The following is a 14,771-nucleotide window of genomic DNA, read 5'->3' on the forward strand; positions in this document are numbered from 1 at the left end:
CCCCGCGCGGGCGGGCCGGGCCGGGACCGGGGCGGGCGGCGTTCGGGAGCCGCACTCGCGCGTGCCACCCTGGCGGGGTGACAGTCACCCACCTCCGCAACCCCGTCGGCGGCCACGTCCCGGTCGCCGGGGGCCTCGCTTCCACCGGTCTCGCGTACGCCCGCGAGATGGGCGCCGAAACCGTCCAGGTCTTCGTCGCCAATCCGCGCGGCTGGGCCACCCCGCCCGGCAACCCCCGGCAGGACGAGGAGTTCCGCGCGGCCTGCGCCGCCGAGGGCGTTCCGGCGTACGTGCACGCCCCCTACCTGATCAACTTCGGCTCGCACACGGAGGCGACCGTCGACCGTTCGGTGGAGTCGCTGCGGCACTCGCTGCGCCGGGCCCGGGCGATCGGGGCGCTGGGGGTGGTGGTGCACACCGGGTCGGCGACCGGTGGCCGGGAACGTGCGGTGGCCCTGGCGCAGGTGCGCGAGCGGATGCTGCCGCTGTTGGACGAGTTGACGCACGAGGACGACCCGTTCCTGCTGTTGGAGTCGACGGCCGGGCAGGGGTCCTCGCTGTGTTCCCGGGCGGAGGACTTCGGACCGTACTTCGAGGCGCTGGACTCCCATCCGATGCTGGGGATCTGTCTCGACACCTGTCACATCTTCGCGGCCGGGCACGACCTGGCCGGTCCGGGCGGGATGGACCGGACCTTGGACGAGTTGGTGGGGACGGTCGGCGCGGGACGGCTGAAACTGATCCACGCCAACGACTCCCAGGAGGGCGCCGGTGCCCGCAAGGACCGGCACGCCAACATCGGGGCCGGCCACATCGGGGAGGATCCGTTCCGTGCCCTGCTGGCGCATCCGGCGACCGAGGGGGTGCCCCTGGTCATCGAGACCCCCGGTGGCCCGAGCGGGCACGCGGATGACGTGGCGCTCCTCCAGAAGATCAGGGACGGCCTGCATACCCCCTAGGGGTAGAACGTCCTCGGCGACCACCGCTCGCACGGCAGGGCACGCCGGCAACGGGGGTCGCGGGTCAGAGCTCGGGGCCCTCGCCGGGCTCCTCCTGGTACGAGTAGCGCTGTTCCCGCCAGGGGTCGCCCACGTTGTGGTAACCGCGTTCTTCCCAGAAGCCCCGTCGGTCCGCGGTCATGTACTCGACGCCCCGCACCCATTTGGGGCCCTTCCAGGCGTACAGGTGGGGCACCACGAGGCGCAGCGGGAACCCGTGTTCCGCGGTGAGCGGCTCACCGTCCTTGTGCGTGGCGAAGATCGCGTCCTCGACGTCGAAGTCGGACAGCCGCATGTTGGAGCTGAAGCCGTACTCCGCCCAGACCATCACATGGGTGACGTTCGAGGCGGGCGGCGCGAGGTCCAGGACCGTTCGGGCCGGCACCCCGCCCCACTCGGCACCGAGCATGCTGAACTTGGTGACGCAGTGCAGATCGGCCACGACCGTGGTGTACGGCAGCGCCGAGAACTGCTCGTGGTTCCAGCACCGTTTGTCGCCGTCGACGGTCGCGCCGAAGACCCTGAACTCCCAGCGCTCCGGGCGGAATCTGGGCACCGGACCGTAGTGCGTGACGGGCCATCCGCGTTGGAGTCGCTGCCCCGGCGGTAGCTGCGGCTGCGCCGCCTGTGGAGATTCGCTACCGACCGGTTGACCCATGACTCCATCCTGACAGACCGGGTAGGTGTTCATGACCAGGTCAGACCCGGTGGGGGCAACTCCTACTAAGGAGGCACTTACTGGACGGCCTCGGAATCACGGTGCGAGGATGCGGCCACCGAACCGGTCCCCACCTGGAAGGAGCCTCTGCGATGCAGGGCGACCCCGAGGTCATCGAGTTCCTGAACGAACAGCTCACGGGTGAGCTGACCGCGATCAACCAGTACTGGCTGCACTACCGCATCCAGGACAACAACGGCTGGACCAAGCTCGCGAACTACACGCGGTCCGAGTCCATCGACGAGATGAAGCACGCGGACCGGCTCACCGAGCGCATCCTCTTCCTGGACGCCCTGCCGAACTACCAGCGGTTGTTCCACGTCCGTGTCGGTCAGACGGTGACGGAGATGTTCCAGGCCGACCGACAGGTCGAGGTGGAGGCCATCGACCGGCTGAAGCGCGGCATCGACGTGATGCGCGCCAAGGGCGATGTCACCTCGGCACGGATCTTCGAGGACATCCTCCAGGACGAGGAGCACCACATCGACTACCTGGACACCCAGCTGGAGCTGATCGAGAAGCTCGGTGAGCCGCTGTACCTGGCCCAGCAGATCGAGCAGCCGAGCAGCTGATCCCGACGGGGTCGCGGCCGTCCGAGACCCCTCCCCGGCCGTCCGGGGGCCGTCCCACGAACCACCAGCGACGTGGAGAAACGGTCAGGCGGCTTCTTCGAGTCCTGCGACACGCCCGCCGGAACGCGGTACTCCGATCTTCGCGAGGGCGGGCTCGCCCTGCTCCACCAGCGCCCGACGGGGGCACGCGCCCCGGCCGAGCAGTGCCTGGATGCTCCGGACGCAGGAACCGCAATCCGTGCCCGCCTTGGAGGCCGAGGCGATCTGGCGCGGGGTGCAGGCGCCGTCCGCCGCGTGTTGACGCACCTGGGCTTCGGTGACACCGAAGCAACTGCACACGTACACGCGGTCACCTCCCCGGTGGAATCGCTCGGGACCGGCGCGAGCCGATCGCTGATGCCGTCCCGAGATTTCGGTGAGGCTTGCCTAACCTTACCCGTCCCGCGGGTGACGTAAAAGTCCCGGACGTGCCGATGGGGCGCGGATCACAGCATCCGCGCCCCATCGGTACACATCCGGGCAAGATCACCCGACTCCCACTGCCATGGACCTACTGGTCCCGGTACATCTCCGCCACCAGGAAGGCCAGGTCCAGCGACTGGCTGCGGTTGAGCCGCGGGTCGCAGGCCGTCTCGTAGCGCTGGTGGAGGTCGTCGACGAAGATCTCGTCGCCGCCGCCCACGCACTCGGTGACGTCGTCGCCGGTCAGCTCCACGTGGATGCCGCCCGGGTGGGTGCCCAGGCCCTTGTGGACCTCGAAGAAGCCCTTGACCTCGTCCAGGACGTCGTCGAAGCGACGGGTCTTGTGACCGGAGGCGGCCTCGAAGGTGTTGCCGTGCATCGGGTCGGTGACCCAGGCGACGGTGGCACCGGAGGCCGTGACCTTCTCGACGAGGTTCGGCAGCTTGTCGCGGACCTTGTCGGCGCCCATCCGGACGATGAACGTGAGCCGGCCGGGCTCGCGGTCGGGGTCCAGGCGGTCGATGTAGGTCAGCGCCTCGTCGACGGTCGTCGTCGGGCCCAGCTTGATGCCGATCGGGTTGCGGATCTTCGACGCGAACTCGATGTGCGCGCCGTCGAGCTGCCGGGTGCGCTCACCGATCCACACCATGTGGCCGGACGTGTCGTACAGCCGTCCGGTCCGGGAGTCGACCCGGGTGAGGGCGCCCTCGTAGTCGAGCAGCAGCGCCTCGTGGGAGGCGAAGAACTCGACCGTCTTGAACTCCTCGGGGTCCGTGCCGCAGGCCCGCATGAAGTTCAGCGCGTTGTCGATCTCGCGCGCCAACTGCTCGTAGCGCTGACCGGACGGCGAGGACTTCACGAAGTCCTGGTTCCAGGCGTGCACCTGGCGCAGGTCCGCGTAACCACCGGTGGTGAAGGCGCGGACGAGGTTCAGCGTGGAGGCCGACGCGTGGTACATCCGCTTGAGGCGCTGCGGGTCCGGGACCCGCTCCTCCTCGGTGAAGGCGAAACCGTTCACCGAGTCGCCGCGGTACGTCGGCAGGGTCACGCCGTCGCGGGTCTCGGTGGGCTTGGAGCGCGGCTTGGAGTACTGGCCCGCGATCCGGCCGACCTTCACCACCGGCACCGAGGCGGCGTAGGTGAGGACGGCGCCCATCTGGAGCAGGGTCTTGAGCTTGGCCCGGATCTGGTCGGCGCCGACCGCGTCGAACGACTCGGCGCAGTCCCCGCCCTGGAGCAGGAACGCCTCGCCCTTGGCGACCGCGGCCAACCGGGCGCGCAGTTGGTCGCACTCACCGGCGAAGACCAGTGGCGGATAGCTTTCGAGGTCGGCGATCACATCGCGCAGAGCCTCGGCATCCGGGTACTCGGGCTGCTGCGCCGCGGGCAGGTCGCGCCAGGTGGGCCCGGCGTCGACGGACTGGGATTCAGCGTTCACGGTCACCTCCACCACATTACGGGGTGACCGGGGGTGTCCATCCGTCCGCTCATCTTTTGAGACGCACATCGCAAATGAGCGCGGGATGCGCCGCCGGAGCGCGGGCGGGGGCGGAACCCGGCGGGGAGGATCACGTGCCGGGACACCGGCGCATCGGGTAGGGTGCCCGGCATGTTCGTGCACTCGACCCGTAGCTGGTGGTGGACCGCTCATCCGGCGGCCCACTGACTGCGCGTACCCGAGATCACGCGAAGGCCGCCCGAGGGGCGGCCTTCCTGCTTTTCCGGGGCCGTTCCCTCCGCTCCGCCACCGGGCACCGCCCGGCCGGCGCCCGCCAGGGAAGGAACCGATCACCCGTGGACCTCAACCGTCTGCTCGACCCCCACTCCCCTCCGTTCGCACTGCTGCGCCGACGCACCCCGGGCCGCGACCACGACACCGTCGAGGTGCTGATCGGCCCGGTCGTCCACCACGAGCGGCTCGCCGACATCCCGGACGGGCTGGCCCTCGTCCCGTTCCGCCAGATCCGCGAACGCGGCTTCGACGTGCGCGACGACGGCACCCCGCTCGCGGTGCTGGTCCCCGAGGAGTCGTACGAGGTGCCCCTCGCCGAGGCGCTGACCGCGCTGGCCGCGCTGGCCGGGGAGCCGGTGCGGGTCCTGGACGGCGGCTTCGACGTCAGCGACGAGGAGTACGCGGCCGTCGTGGAGCGGGTGCTGCGCGACGAGATCGGCCGGGGCTCGGGCGCCAACTTCGTCATCCGGCGCACCTACACCGGTCGGGTCCCCGGCTTCGGACGGGCCGGGGCGCTGGCCCTGTTCCGGCGGCTGCTGCTCGGGGAGGAGGGCGCGTACTGGACGTTCGTGGTGCACACCGGTGAGCGCACCCTGGTCGGGGCCAGCCCCGAGGTGCACGTGCGGATGAACGGCGGCACGGTCGTGATGAACCCGATCAGCGGGACGTACCGCTACCCCGCCGAGGGGCCCACCCCCGAGGGGCTGCTCGACTTCCTCGCCGACGGCAAGGAGATCGAGGAGCTGTCGATGGTGGTGGACGAGGAACTCAAGATGATGTGCACGGTCGGCGACCGCGGCGGGGTGGTGGTGGGGCCGCGGCTGCGGGAGATGTCCCATCTGGCGCACACCGAGTACGAGCTGCGCGGCCGGTCCTCGCTCGGGGTCCGCGAGGTGCTGCGGGAGACGATGTTCGCGGCGACGGTGACCGGGTCGCCGGTGCAGAACGCGTGCCGGGTGATCGAGCGGTACGAGCCGGCGGGGCCGGACGGCAGCGGCCGGGGGTACTACGCGGGGGCCCTGGCCCTGGTCGGACGGGACCCGGGGGGCGCACAGACCCTGGACTCGCCGATCCTCATCAGGACCGCGGACATCGGCGCCGACGGAAGCCTCAAGGTGCCGGTCGGGGCGACGCTGGTGCGCGGTTCGGACCCCCGCAGCGAGGTCGCGGAGACCCATGCCAAGGCCGCCGGGGTGCTCACCGCCCTCGGGGTGCGGCCGGGCCCCGCGCACCGCGGCACGGTGCGGGGCGCGCTGGCGGACGACCCCCGGGTGCGGGAGGCGCTCGCCGGACGGCGGTCCGCACTGGCGCCGTTCTGGCTGCGGATGCAGGAGCGCTCCGACGCGCTGGAGGGGCACGCCCTGGTGGTGGACGGCGAGGACACGTTCACCGCGATGCTGGCGCACCTGCTGCGGTCCGCGGGACTGGAGGTCACGGTCCGCCGCTACGACGAACCGGGGCTGCGCGCCGCGGTGCTCGCCCATCCGGGTCCCGTGGTGCTGGGCCCCGGGCCGGGTGACCCCTCGGACCCGGCGGACCCGAAGATGCGGTTCCTGCGGGAGCTGGCCGCCGAGCTGATCCGCCGCCACCCGTACGGGGTGCTCGGGGTGTGCCTGGGGCACGAGCTGATCGCGGCGGAGTTGGGGCTCGCCATCGTCCGCAAGGAGGTCCCGTACCAGGGGGCGCAGACGGCGGTCGACCTGTTCGGGCGGACCGAGACCGTCGGCTTCTACAACAGCTTCGTCGCCCGCTGCGACGCGGACGCCGCTCTGGAGCTGGCCGCGCACGGGGTGGAGGTCAGCCGGGACCCGCGGGGCGAGGTGCACGCACTGCGCGGGCCCGGCTTCGCGGGCGTCCAGTTCCACCCCGAGTCGGTGTTGACGCTGCGCGGGGCGGCGATCGTGCGGGAGTTGGCCGGTCAGCTGCTGGGCGACGCCGGAACCAGGACGTTCCCGCTGCGGCGGCCGGCGAGGTAGTCGAGCACGTTGGAAACGGTGGTGTCCACGATCTGGGTCACCGCGTCCACCGTGTAGTACGCCTGGTGGGAGGTCACCACCACGTTCGGGAACGTGACGAGGCGGGCCAGGACGTCGTCCGGGACGGCTTCCAGGGACTTGTCGAGGAAGAACAGGCCCGCCTCCGCCTCGTACACGTCCAGGCCGACACCGGTGAACCGGCCCGCCCGCAACTCCTCCACCAGGGCCTTGGTGTCGATCAGGCCGCCCCGGCTGGAGTTGACGAGGATCGCGTCGTCCTTCATCGTCCGCAGCGCCGACGCGTCGACGAGGTGCTGGGTGTCCGCAAGGAGCGGGACGTGCAGGCTGATCAGGTCCGCCTCGGCGAACAGCCGGTCCTTGTCGACGTACTCCATGCCGAGGGCGGCGCAGGCCGGGTTCTCGGCGACGTCCCAGCCGAGCAGCCGCATCCCGAAGCCGTGGGCGATCCGGGCGAACGCCTCGCCGATCTTGCCGGTGCCGATCACTCCGGCGGTCCGGCCGTGCAGGTCGCGGCCCATCAGCCCGTCGAGGCGGAAGTCGAAGTCGCGGGTGCGGTTGCCCGCCCGGACGATGCGGCGGTTGACCGCCATGGCGAGGGTCCAGGCGAACTCGGCGACCGCGAACGGGGAGTAGTACGAGACCCGCGCCACGGTCATGCCGAGGCGCTCCGCGACGTCCAGGTCGATGTTGTTGAAGCCGGTGGAGCGCTGGGCGATCATCTGGGTGCCGCCGGCGGCGAGCGTCTGGAGCACCCGGTGCCCCAGGTCCGCGTTGACGCTGGTGGAGACGACCTCGTAGCCGGCCGCGATCGGGGCGGTGTCCTCGTTGAGGAAGACGTCCAGGCAGCGGGCCTCGTGCGGGGCCTCGAAGGCGGCTTCGATCAGGGGCTTCTCGTCGGCTTGTACGCCGAAGGCGAGGATCTCCACGAGGGTCCCTCCAGGTGCGGGGCGATCGGGTGCCGGTTCGGAATATACGCGGGGCCGCCGGGCGGGGCCCGGTGACCGCCCCCCTACTGGAGGCCCACCCAGGGGGGCGGTCACCGACGGTCAGTCGTCGAGTCCGCGCTCTATCGCGTAGCGGACGAGTTCCACCCGGTTGTGGAGCTGGAGCTTGCCGAGGGTGTTCTGCACGTGGTTCTGGACCGTGCGGTGCGAGATGACCAGGCGTTCGGCTATCTGCTTGTAGCTGAGCCCCTTGGCGACCAGCCGCAGCACCTCCGTCTCCCGGTCGGTCAGCCGGGGCGCGCCCGGCTCGTCGGACGCGGTGGACGGGGGCTCGGCGGCCAGCCGCCGGTACTCGCCGAGGACGAGTCCGGCGAGCCCGGGGGTGAACACCGCGTCGCCGTCGGCGGTGCGGCGGACCGCGTCGATCAGCTCCTCGGTGGACGCCGACTTGAGGAGGTAGCCGGTCGCCCCGGACTTCACCGCCTCCAGGACGTCGACGTGCTCACCGCTCGCCGACAGCACCAGCACCCGGAGCGCGGGGTTGGCGGCGACGACCTCCTTGCAGACCTGGACCCCCGGCTTGGCGGGCAGGTTGAGGTCGAGGACGACCACGTCGGGGGTGGTGGCCCGGGCCCGGCGGACCGCCTGCTCGCCGTCGCCGGCGGTGGCGACCACCTCGAAGCCGGCTCCGGCGAGGTCCCGGGCGACGGCGTCCCGCCACATCGGATGGTCGTCCACGACCATGACCCTGATCGTCACCGGTCTCCCGGTCGTGTCCTGCGTCATCGTGCCGCCCTCCCCTGGGTGCCGCCCCGCGGCACCCTCAGTTCCACTTCCGTGCCCTGGCCCGGTACGGAGTACAGCTCGGTCGTACCGCCGATGTCCCGCAACCGTCCGCGGATCGACTGGGCCACGCCGAGGCGCCCTTCGCCCTCGGCCCGCTCCAGTCTGCCTTCGGGGATGCCGGGGCCGTCGTCACGGACCGTCACGATCACCGCGTCCGGTTCGTCCTCGACCAGGATCCAGGCCCGCGCCCCCTCGCCCGCGTGCCGCCGCACGTTGTCCATCGCGGCGCCCACGGCGGCGGCCAACTCCCGTGCCGTCGCCGGCGGGAGGAGCACCGGGGCACCGGGGTCCGAGAGGGTCACCAGGGCGCTCGCGTGTCCCCCGAGCAGGTGTCGCAGATCGTGCGGTCCGTCGTCATCGGGAGCAGCAGGGCCGCGGGGGTCCGCGGGATCGCCGGGGTCGTCGACGGCCCGGACGAAGGCGCCGTCGGCCGCGTCCCCCGAGGCACGGGAGGGCAGCCCCTCGGAGACCAGGGTCCGCAACGCGACCTCCTGCTCCCCCGCCATCCGACCCAGCTCCGCGGCCTCCCCGCCCAGGGCGTTGCCGCGGCGCTGCACCATCGCGAGGACCTGGAGGACGCCGTCGTGGATGTCCCGGGCGAGGCGTTCGCGCTCCCGGGTGGCCGCTTCGATCTCCAGGGCCCGGGCGAGCGTCGCCTCCGAGGCCCGGGCGACCTCCACCACGTACCCGATGGCGATCGAGGCGACCCACACCAGCAGCACGTTGTGGACGGTGTCCCGGCTGACGGCACCCCGCTGGATGATGTTCGCGACGCCGACCAGCGCGGAGGCGACGGCGGCCCAGCGCCAGCCCCCCTTGAGCGCGAAGGCGAGCACGGCGCCCGCGGTCCATATCGACGGCAGGGTCGGCGAACCCTCGACGATGCGGTCGGGCGAGGCGGCCAGCGGGGTGAGCAGGATGCCGGTGAGCGCGATGGTCAGGTCCACGAACAGGAACCGCCGGGTGCAGCGGGCCGCCCCGGAGACCTTGTCGAGGGTCGCGGCGGTCCACACCACCAGCACCACGTAGTACGCGATGGCGACCCAGGGCCGGGCGAAGGTGTCGTACATCGACACGAACACGCCGATCGCGTACAGCGCGGTGAGCACGCGGTACCCGGTGAGGGCGCGCCACAGCGGTTGTTCGACCGACATGCGTGTCACGCGCCAGCGTTTGACCGTCCCGCCCACCGCTCCCCCAGTGTTCCCCCCGGCACCGCGGTCGGTACCGGTTCCCGTGTCGCTCCGACCGACGGCCCGGACGGTCCCGACCGTCCGACCGCCCGGCGCCCGGGCCCGTCGTTCAGGAGCCGGACGGCTCCTGGCGGTGTTCCCGGCCGGCGGGTCGCTCACCGTCGGAGCCCGCACCGTCCGGGCGCTCGGGGTCGGACCGCTCGGTGTCCGGGCGCTCGGTGTGCTGCGGGCGATCCTCGCCCGCGTCGTTCTTCGCGGCCTGCTGGGCGGCTGCCTTCTCGGCCTTCGCCGCCTCCCGCTCGGCCTTCGCGGCATCGGCGATCTGCCGCTTGGCGGCGGTCGCGTAGATGTCGACGTACTCCTGACCGGAGAGCTTCATGATCTCGTACATGACCTCGTCGGTCACCGCGCGCAGCACGAACCGGTCGTGGTCCATGCCCTGGTAGCGGGTGAAGTCGAGGGGCTTGCCGATCCGGATGCCCGGGCGCATCAGCTTGGGGAGCACCTTGCCGGGCGGCTGGATCTTCTCGGTGTCGATCATCGCGACCGGAATCACGGGCGCGCCGGTGGCCAGCGCCACCCGGGCCAGGCCGCCCGGCTTGCCCCGGTAGAGGCGACCGTCCGGCGAACGGGTGCCCTCCGGGTAGATGCCGAACAGCTCGCCCCGCTCCAGCACCTCGATGCCGCTGCGGATCGCCGCCTCGCCCGCGCCCCGCACCCCGGAGCGGTCCACCGGGAGCTGGCCGACGCCCTTGAAGAACGCCGCCGTCATCCGGCCCTTGACGCCCGGGGTGGTGAAGTACTCGGCCTTCGCGATGAAGGTGACCTTGCGGTCGAGGACCGCGGGGAGGAAGAACGAGTCCGAGAACGAGAGGTGATTGCTCGCGAGGATGGCGGGACCCTCGGCGGGAATGTGCTCGATGCCCTCCACCCAGGGCCTGAAGGCGAGCTTCAGTGGCCCTCCGATGGAAAACTTCATCGCGCCGTAGATCAACCGACTGCCTCCTATTTCTGTCGAACAGACCATAACCCGGCCCACCCCGAACCGGTCCGATGGCCCTGGTCGGTGTCAGGGCGGTCGCGTACCGTGAAGTGCCCCTTCTCCTTCCCACGCCCCGGGGCGCCCCGGTTCTCCCCGCCCCCCCTCTCACACGAACAGGAGACCGAACGTGACGGTCCTCCCCGGTGCCGAGCCGTTCCGCCACGAAGGCGGTGACATCGGTGTCCTCCTCTGTCACGGATTCACCGGTTCCCCTCAGTCCCTACGCCCCTGGGCGGACTTCCTCGCCGCCCGCGGGCTGACCGTGTCCCTGCCGCTGCTCCCGGGGCACGGCACCCGCTGGGAGGACATGCGGCCCACCGGTTGGCAGGACTGGTACGCGGAGGTGGACCGGGAGCTGCGCGTCCTCAGCGACCGGTGCGCCCGGGTGTTCGTCTTCGGGCTGTCCATGGGCGGGGCGCTGACCCTGCGCCTCGCCGCCCAGCACGGCGACACGATCAGCGGGATCGTCGTGGTCAACCCGGCGATCGCCGTGCACGGCGCGGGGGCCAGGGTGCTGCCCGTGGTCCGGCACCTGGTGCCCTCGGCGAAGGGCCTGGTCGGGGACATCGCCAAGGACGGTCCGGTCGAGATCGGCTACGACCGGGTGCCCCTGCACGCGGCGTACTCGCTGGGACGGTTCTTCCGGCTCGTGGACGGGGAGCTGCCGCAGGTGACCCAGCCGCTGCTGTTGCTGCACAGCCCGGAGGACCACGTGGTGCCGCCCTCGGACTCGCGCCGGGTCCTGAGCCGGGTGTCCTCCACGGACGTCACGGAGATCCTGTTGGAACAGAGCTACCACGTCGCGACGTTGGACTATGACGCGGACCGGATCTTCGCGGAGAGTCACGCGTTCATCGATCGGATCGCACCCAGTGTCGGCGAGGAAGGGACGGCCACCGGTGGCTGAGCACGACCGTGAGGAGGGCCGCGAGCCCGACGACCGCGCCGCGGCGGAGCAGGCGGCGGCGGGTGAGGCCGTGCCCCTGGACGAGACGGCGGCGTGGGAGGCGATCGTGGCCGGGTACGGGGACGAGCCGGTCGACCCGCCCGGGGCGAAGCCGTTCAAGTCGGTGGAGGACCTGGCCCTGTTGGAGGCCGAGCCGAACAGGACGGACGACGGGCCGTCCGCCGCGCCCCCGAGCGACGAGGACCCGACCGGCAAGGACGCGGCCGACGAGGACACGGCCGACGAGCCGAGCAAGCCGCTGGGCAGCTCCGTCGCCTTCGCGCCCGGGGTCGCCGGGCCACGGGACTACAGCCCGCAGGAGGCGTCCGAGGAGGACTTCGACGGCGATGACGAGGGGCACTTCGTGCCGCCGGAGCCACCGCCGCTGCCCGCCTCCGACGCCACCGCCAAGTTCGGCTGGCTCGGGGTGCTGGGCGGCCCGCTGCTGCTGTTGCTGGCGGTGCTGTTCGGCTGGCAGATGACCTGGTGGCTGACCCTGCTCGGCGTCGGCGGGTTCCTGGGCGGGTTCGCCACGCTGGTGGGGCGGATGCGCGGCGACGAGGAGGAGGACGACGACCCCGGTCGCGGCGCGGTCGTCTAGGCCGCATTTGGAGTGGTGATCCCTTTGCGATGTGCCCGTGTTGGTCGATACTCGCGGTATGCAGATGGTGGTCCACCCCGAGTCAGGCTTGAGCAAGGCCACTTGGACGGAGCGGGACCTTGACGCGATGTCGTTTGACTCGTGCCAGATCCACGCCCTCGCCGTCACCGACGACGAGGGCCCGCCCGACGGCCTGACCCCCGAGGAGTTCCTTGAGCAGGACGACATCGATGACACCGCACCCTCGGCCCTGCAACTGCATCTCGACCTCGATTACATCGTGCGCCGGGTCGAGCCGTCGTCGCCCTGGCAGGACGTCAAGTTCTGGGTTTCACCGGCCACGCTGGTCTTCGACTGCATGGGGCCGATATCCGGCGAGCTGCGCTCCATCCAGCTGCCGCTACACATGAGGAGGCTGCAACAGGTGGGGCCGACACTCCCCCGCAGTGAGAGGCGGTGGTACCTGGAGGGCGACGGCTTCCTCCTGAAGTTCAGCGCCTGGAGTTTCACCCTTCACCTGCGCCAGCCGCCGCGATACGGCAGGCGTGTGCTGCGGATGGCCGACCGCGGAGGGATCAGCTTCGAACTGCGCTCCTTCGCCTAGAAAGTTTCTTTCGGATCAGCCCGGATCAGTGAGCGGGGTCTGGTGCCGTGGATCGCAAGGCGGAGGAAACGGACCCCGCCCCCACCCGGCCCGGCCCGGATCTGTCGTGCCGAGGGCGCGCCGGTACGGGCCCGGGCGGGGTGCGGGGTTACGGTCGGCGGCGTGGACGGTGACCGCCCGGGATGGCGCGCGTGCTTGCTCAGCGGGGCGGTGTTCGCGGTGTGCATGGCCGGCACCACCCTGCCGACCCCCTTGTACCCCCTGTACCAGGAGAAGTTCGGGTTCTCCGAGCTGACGGTGACGGTGGTGTACGCCGTGTACGCCTTCGGGGTCATCGGCGTGCTGCTGCTGACGGGCAACGTCTCGGACGCGGTGGGCCGGCGCAAGGTGCTGGCGTGGGGGCTGGGCTGCGCCGCGCTGAGCGCCGGCTGCTTCCTGTGCGCCACCGGGCTGGGCTGGCTGTACGCGGGACGGCTGCTGTCGGGCCTGTCCGCCGGGCTGTTCACCGGGGCCGCCACGGCGTACGTGATGGAGCTGGCGCCGCCCGGCGGCGCCGCCCGGGCCACCTTCGTGGCGACGGCCGCCAACATGGGCGGCTTGGGCTGCGGCCCGCTGCTCGCCGGGCTGCTCGCCCAGTACGCCCCCTGGCCGCTGTACCTGCCGTTCGCCGTGCACCTGACCCTGGTGGCCGGCGCGGCCCTGGTCCTGCTGCGCCTTCCCGAAACGGTGGGCGAACGACGGCCGCTGAGCGCCGTACGGCCGCGGCGGCCCGGGCTGCCCGTGCAGGTGCGGACGGTGTTCGGGCCCGCGGCGATCGCCTCCTTCGTGGGGTTCGCGCTGTTCGGGGTGTTCACCTCGGTCAGCCCCGCGTTCCTCGCACAGTCCCTGGACGTCGACGACCACGCCGTCAGCGGTCTGGTCGTCGCGCTGGCCTTCTTCGCCTCCACCGCCGGGCAGCTGGCGGTCGGCCGGGTCGGGGTGGGGAAGTCCCTGCCGCTGGGCTGTGCGGCGCTGCTGGCCGGGCTGGCGCTGCTCGCGGGGGCGCTGCACTGGGACCTGTTGGCGCTGGTGGTGCTGAGTGCGCTCGTCGGGGGCGGCGGGCAGGGGTTGGCGTTCCGCGGCGCGATGTCCGCGGTGGCGGCGGCGTCCCCGGCGGACCAGCGGGCGGCGGTGATCTCGACCCTGTTCGTGGTGGCGTACGCGGGCATCTCGGTGCCGGTGATCGGTGTCGGGCTGCTGACGGGACCGATCGGGCTGGAGAGCGCGGGGCTGGTGTTCATCGCCTGCATGACCGTCCTGGTCGTGACCGCGGGCGTCTATCTGCTGCGCCGCCCGGTACCCGCGGACACCTGACCCCGTGGTGGGCCGCCGAGGGCCGGGCCGGGCCGCGCCGGTCAGCGGGGCTCGGGGGGAATCCGGAGGGTGGCCAGGACGGGCAGGTGGTCGGTGGCCGCCCTCAGGTCCGCGGTCGTGATGCCCGGCAGGTCCTCGGGGACGCCGCAGCCGAGCACTTCGATGCCGTGCGTCGCGAAGACCGCGTCGATCCGCTGGCGCGGGGCCTCGGCGGGCGAGGTGTACTCGTTCCCCAGGGGTTTGGTGGCCCAGCCGTCCTGGAGGGAGTCCGCGAGTCGACGGAAGGCGGGGCCGTCGGGGCGTTCGTTGATGTCACCGCCGGCGATGGCGTGAGGGGTGCCGAGCTCCCCGAGCCGGTCGAGCAGCAGACCCGACTGGTCGAAGCGCTCGTCCTTCTGGAGCGAGAGGTGGCAGCTGAGCACGCCGACCCGGGCGGCGCCGAACCGGAGGACCGCGGTGGCGAACCCGCGGCGGTGCAAGCCCGGAGTCAGGGGGAGGAGGGTGTCCTCGGTGCGTTCCACGGTGGCCCGCAGCGAACAGAGCAGGGCGGGGCCGGCGGCGGTCGCTCCGCCGGACAGCACGTACAGGCCGCTCGCCGCGGCGAGTCGGGCCAGCTTCTTGCGCCAGCGGAAGAACCGCGGAGCCTCCTGGACGAGGACCACGTCGGGGGCGCGGGGGCCCCGCGCCCCCGGGCCGGCCGCCGGGGGGGGGCCCCCCCCACCGGACGGGTTTGGGATGACCCCCCCCCCCGGCCGAACCGGAC

The 14,771-nt window shown here is 71.9% G+C and carries 15 protein-coding genes and 1 pseudogene; 8 read left to right on the plus strand and 8 right to left on the minus strand.

The window, feature by feature from the left end; all coding sequences use genetic code 11:
* Positions 1-77: 77 nt before the first annotated feature.
* On the plus strand, positions 78-959 hold the full coding sequence (locus ACFV88_RS03805; RefSeq protein ID WP_385485631.1) for a deoxyribonuclease IV: 882 nt from the start codon (positions 78-80) through the stop codon (positions 957-959).
* Between the two features lie 64 nt (positions 960-1,023).
* On the opposite strand, the gene ACFV88_RS03810 is transcribed toward ACFV88_RS03805, so the two are convergent.
* Positions 1,024-1,656, minus strand: a complete 633-nt coding sequence (locus ACFV88_RS03810; protein WP_385485633.1) for a sulfite oxidase-like oxidoreductase — start codon at positions 1,654-1,656, stop codon at positions 1,024-1,026.
* Positions 1,657-1,808: 152 nt separating this feature from the next.
* Between ACFV88_RS03810 and bfr the strand changes: the two genes are divergently transcribed.
* The gene (gene bfr, locus ACFV88_RS03815; RefSeq protein ID WP_385485635.1) at positions 1,809-2,288 is read left to right on the plus strand and encodes a bacterioferritin; all 480 of its coding nucleotides are present in this window, start codon (positions 1,809-1,811) and stop codon (positions 2,286-2,288) included.
* 84 nt (positions 2,289-2,372) lie between these two features.
* Here bfr and ACFV88_RS03820 read toward each other — a convergent pair whose 3' ends face one another.
* On the minus strand, positions 2,373-2,633 hold the full coding sequence (locus ACFV88_RS03820) for a bacterioferritin-associated ferredoxin (RefSeq protein WP_385485637.1): 261 nt from the start codon (positions 2,631-2,633) through the stop codon (positions 2,373-2,375).
* Between the two features lie 205 nt (positions 2,634-2,838).
* A complete protein-coding gene (locus ACFV88_RS03825; RefSeq protein ID WP_385485639.1) occupies positions 2,839-4,194 on the minus strand; it encodes a class II 3-deoxy-7-phosphoheptulonate synthase in 1,356 nt (451 codons plus the stop codon).
* Between the two features lie 165 nt (positions 4,195-4,359).
* On the opposite strand from ACFV88_RS03825, the gene ACFV88_RS03830 reads away from it, so the two are divergent.
* A complete protein-coding gene (locus tag ACFV88_RS03830; protein WP_385486034.1) occupies positions 4,360-4,416 on the plus strand; it encodes a trp operon leader peptide in 57 nt (18 codons plus the stop codon).
* A gap of 128 nt (positions 4,417-4,544) precedes the next feature.
* Positions 4,545-6,458 carry an anthranilate synthase family protein gene (locus ACFV88_RS03835; RefSeq protein WP_385485641.1) on the plus strand — a complete coding sequence of 638 codons (1,914 nt, stop codon included), beginning with the start codon at positions 4,545-4,547 and terminating at the stop codon, positions 6,456-6,458.
* Here ACFV88_RS03835 and ACFV88_RS03840 read toward each other — a convergent pair.
* From ACFV88_RS03840 to ACFV88_RS03855, 4 genes are all read right to left on the minus strand, one after another.
* Positions 6,401-7,405, minus strand: coding sequence for a 2-hydroxyacid dehydrogenase (locus ACFV88_RS03840; protein WP_385485643.1), 1,005 nt, complete (start codon positions 7,403-7,405; stop codon positions 6,401-6,403). The two genes, ACFV88_RS03835 and ACFV88_RS03840, sit on opposite strands and share 58 nt — an antisense overlap.
* A gap of 120 nt (positions 7,406-7,525) precedes the next feature.
* A complete protein-coding gene (locus tag ACFV88_RS03845; protein WP_385485645.1) occupies positions 7,526-8,209 on the minus strand; it encodes a response regulator in 684 nt (227 codons plus the stop codon).
* Positions 8,206-9,423 (minus strand): MacS family sensor histidine kinase, encoded by a 1,218-nt coding sequence (macS, locus tag ACFV88_RS03850; protein WP_385485647.1) that lies wholly within the window; start codon positions 9,421-9,423, stop codon positions 8,206-8,208. The genes ACFV88_RS03845 and macS overlap by 4 nt, the downstream gene beginning before the upstream one ends.
* A gap of 148 nt (positions 9,424-9,571) precedes the next feature.
* Positions 9,572-10,441: a lysophospholipid acyltransferase family protein gene (locus ACFV88_RS03855; RefSeq protein WP_385485649.1), complete on the minus strand. Its 870-nt coding sequence runs from the start codon at positions 10,439-10,441 to the stop codon at positions 9,572-9,574.
* A gap of 190 nt (positions 10,442-10,631) precedes the next feature.
* Here ACFV88_RS03855 and ACFV88_RS03860 point away from each other — a divergent pair, with 190 nt between their 5' ends.
* The 4 genes from ACFV88_RS03860 (at position 10,632) to ACFV88_RS03875 (ending at position 14,008) form a co-directional block, all read left to right on the plus strand.
* Complete coding sequence (locus ACFV88_RS03860) at positions 10,632-11,411, plus strand: alpha/beta hydrolase (RefSeq protein WP_385485651.1); 780 nt, start codon at positions 10,632-10,634, stop codon at positions 11,409-11,411.
* Positions 11,404-12,051, plus strand: coding sequence for a hypothetical protein (locus ACFV88_RS03865; protein WP_385485653.1), 648 nt, complete (start codon positions 11,404-11,406; stop codon positions 12,049-12,051). Before ACFV88_RS03860 ends, ACFV88_RS03865 begins: the two co-directional genes overlap by 8 nt.
* Before the next feature lie 127 nt (positions 12,052-12,178).
* Entirely contained in the window at positions 12,179-12,655 is a 477-nt protein-coding gene (locus ACFV88_RS03870; protein ID WP_385485655.1) for a hypothetical protein, read from the plus strand.
* A gap of 162 nt (positions 12,656-12,817) precedes the next feature.
* Positions 12,818-14,008, plus strand: a complete 1,191-nt coding sequence (locus ACFV88_RS03875) for an MFS transporter (protein WP_385485657.1) — start codon at positions 12,818-12,820, stop codon at positions 14,006-14,008.
* Positions 14,009-14,049: 41 nt separating this feature from the next.
* Here ACFV88_RS03875 and ACFV88_RS03880 read toward each other — a convergent pair.
* Positions 14,050-14,682, minus strand: a pseudogene (locus ACFV88_RS03880) (endonuclease/exonuclease/phosphatase family protein); the annotation flags it as partial.
* Positions 14,683-14,771 lie beyond the last annotated feature (89 nt).

Source organism: Streptomyces sp. NPDC059816, assembly GCF_042732055.1.
Taxonomy (GTDB): Bacteria; Actinomycetota; Actinomycetes; order Streptomycetales; family Streptomycetaceae; genus Streptomyces.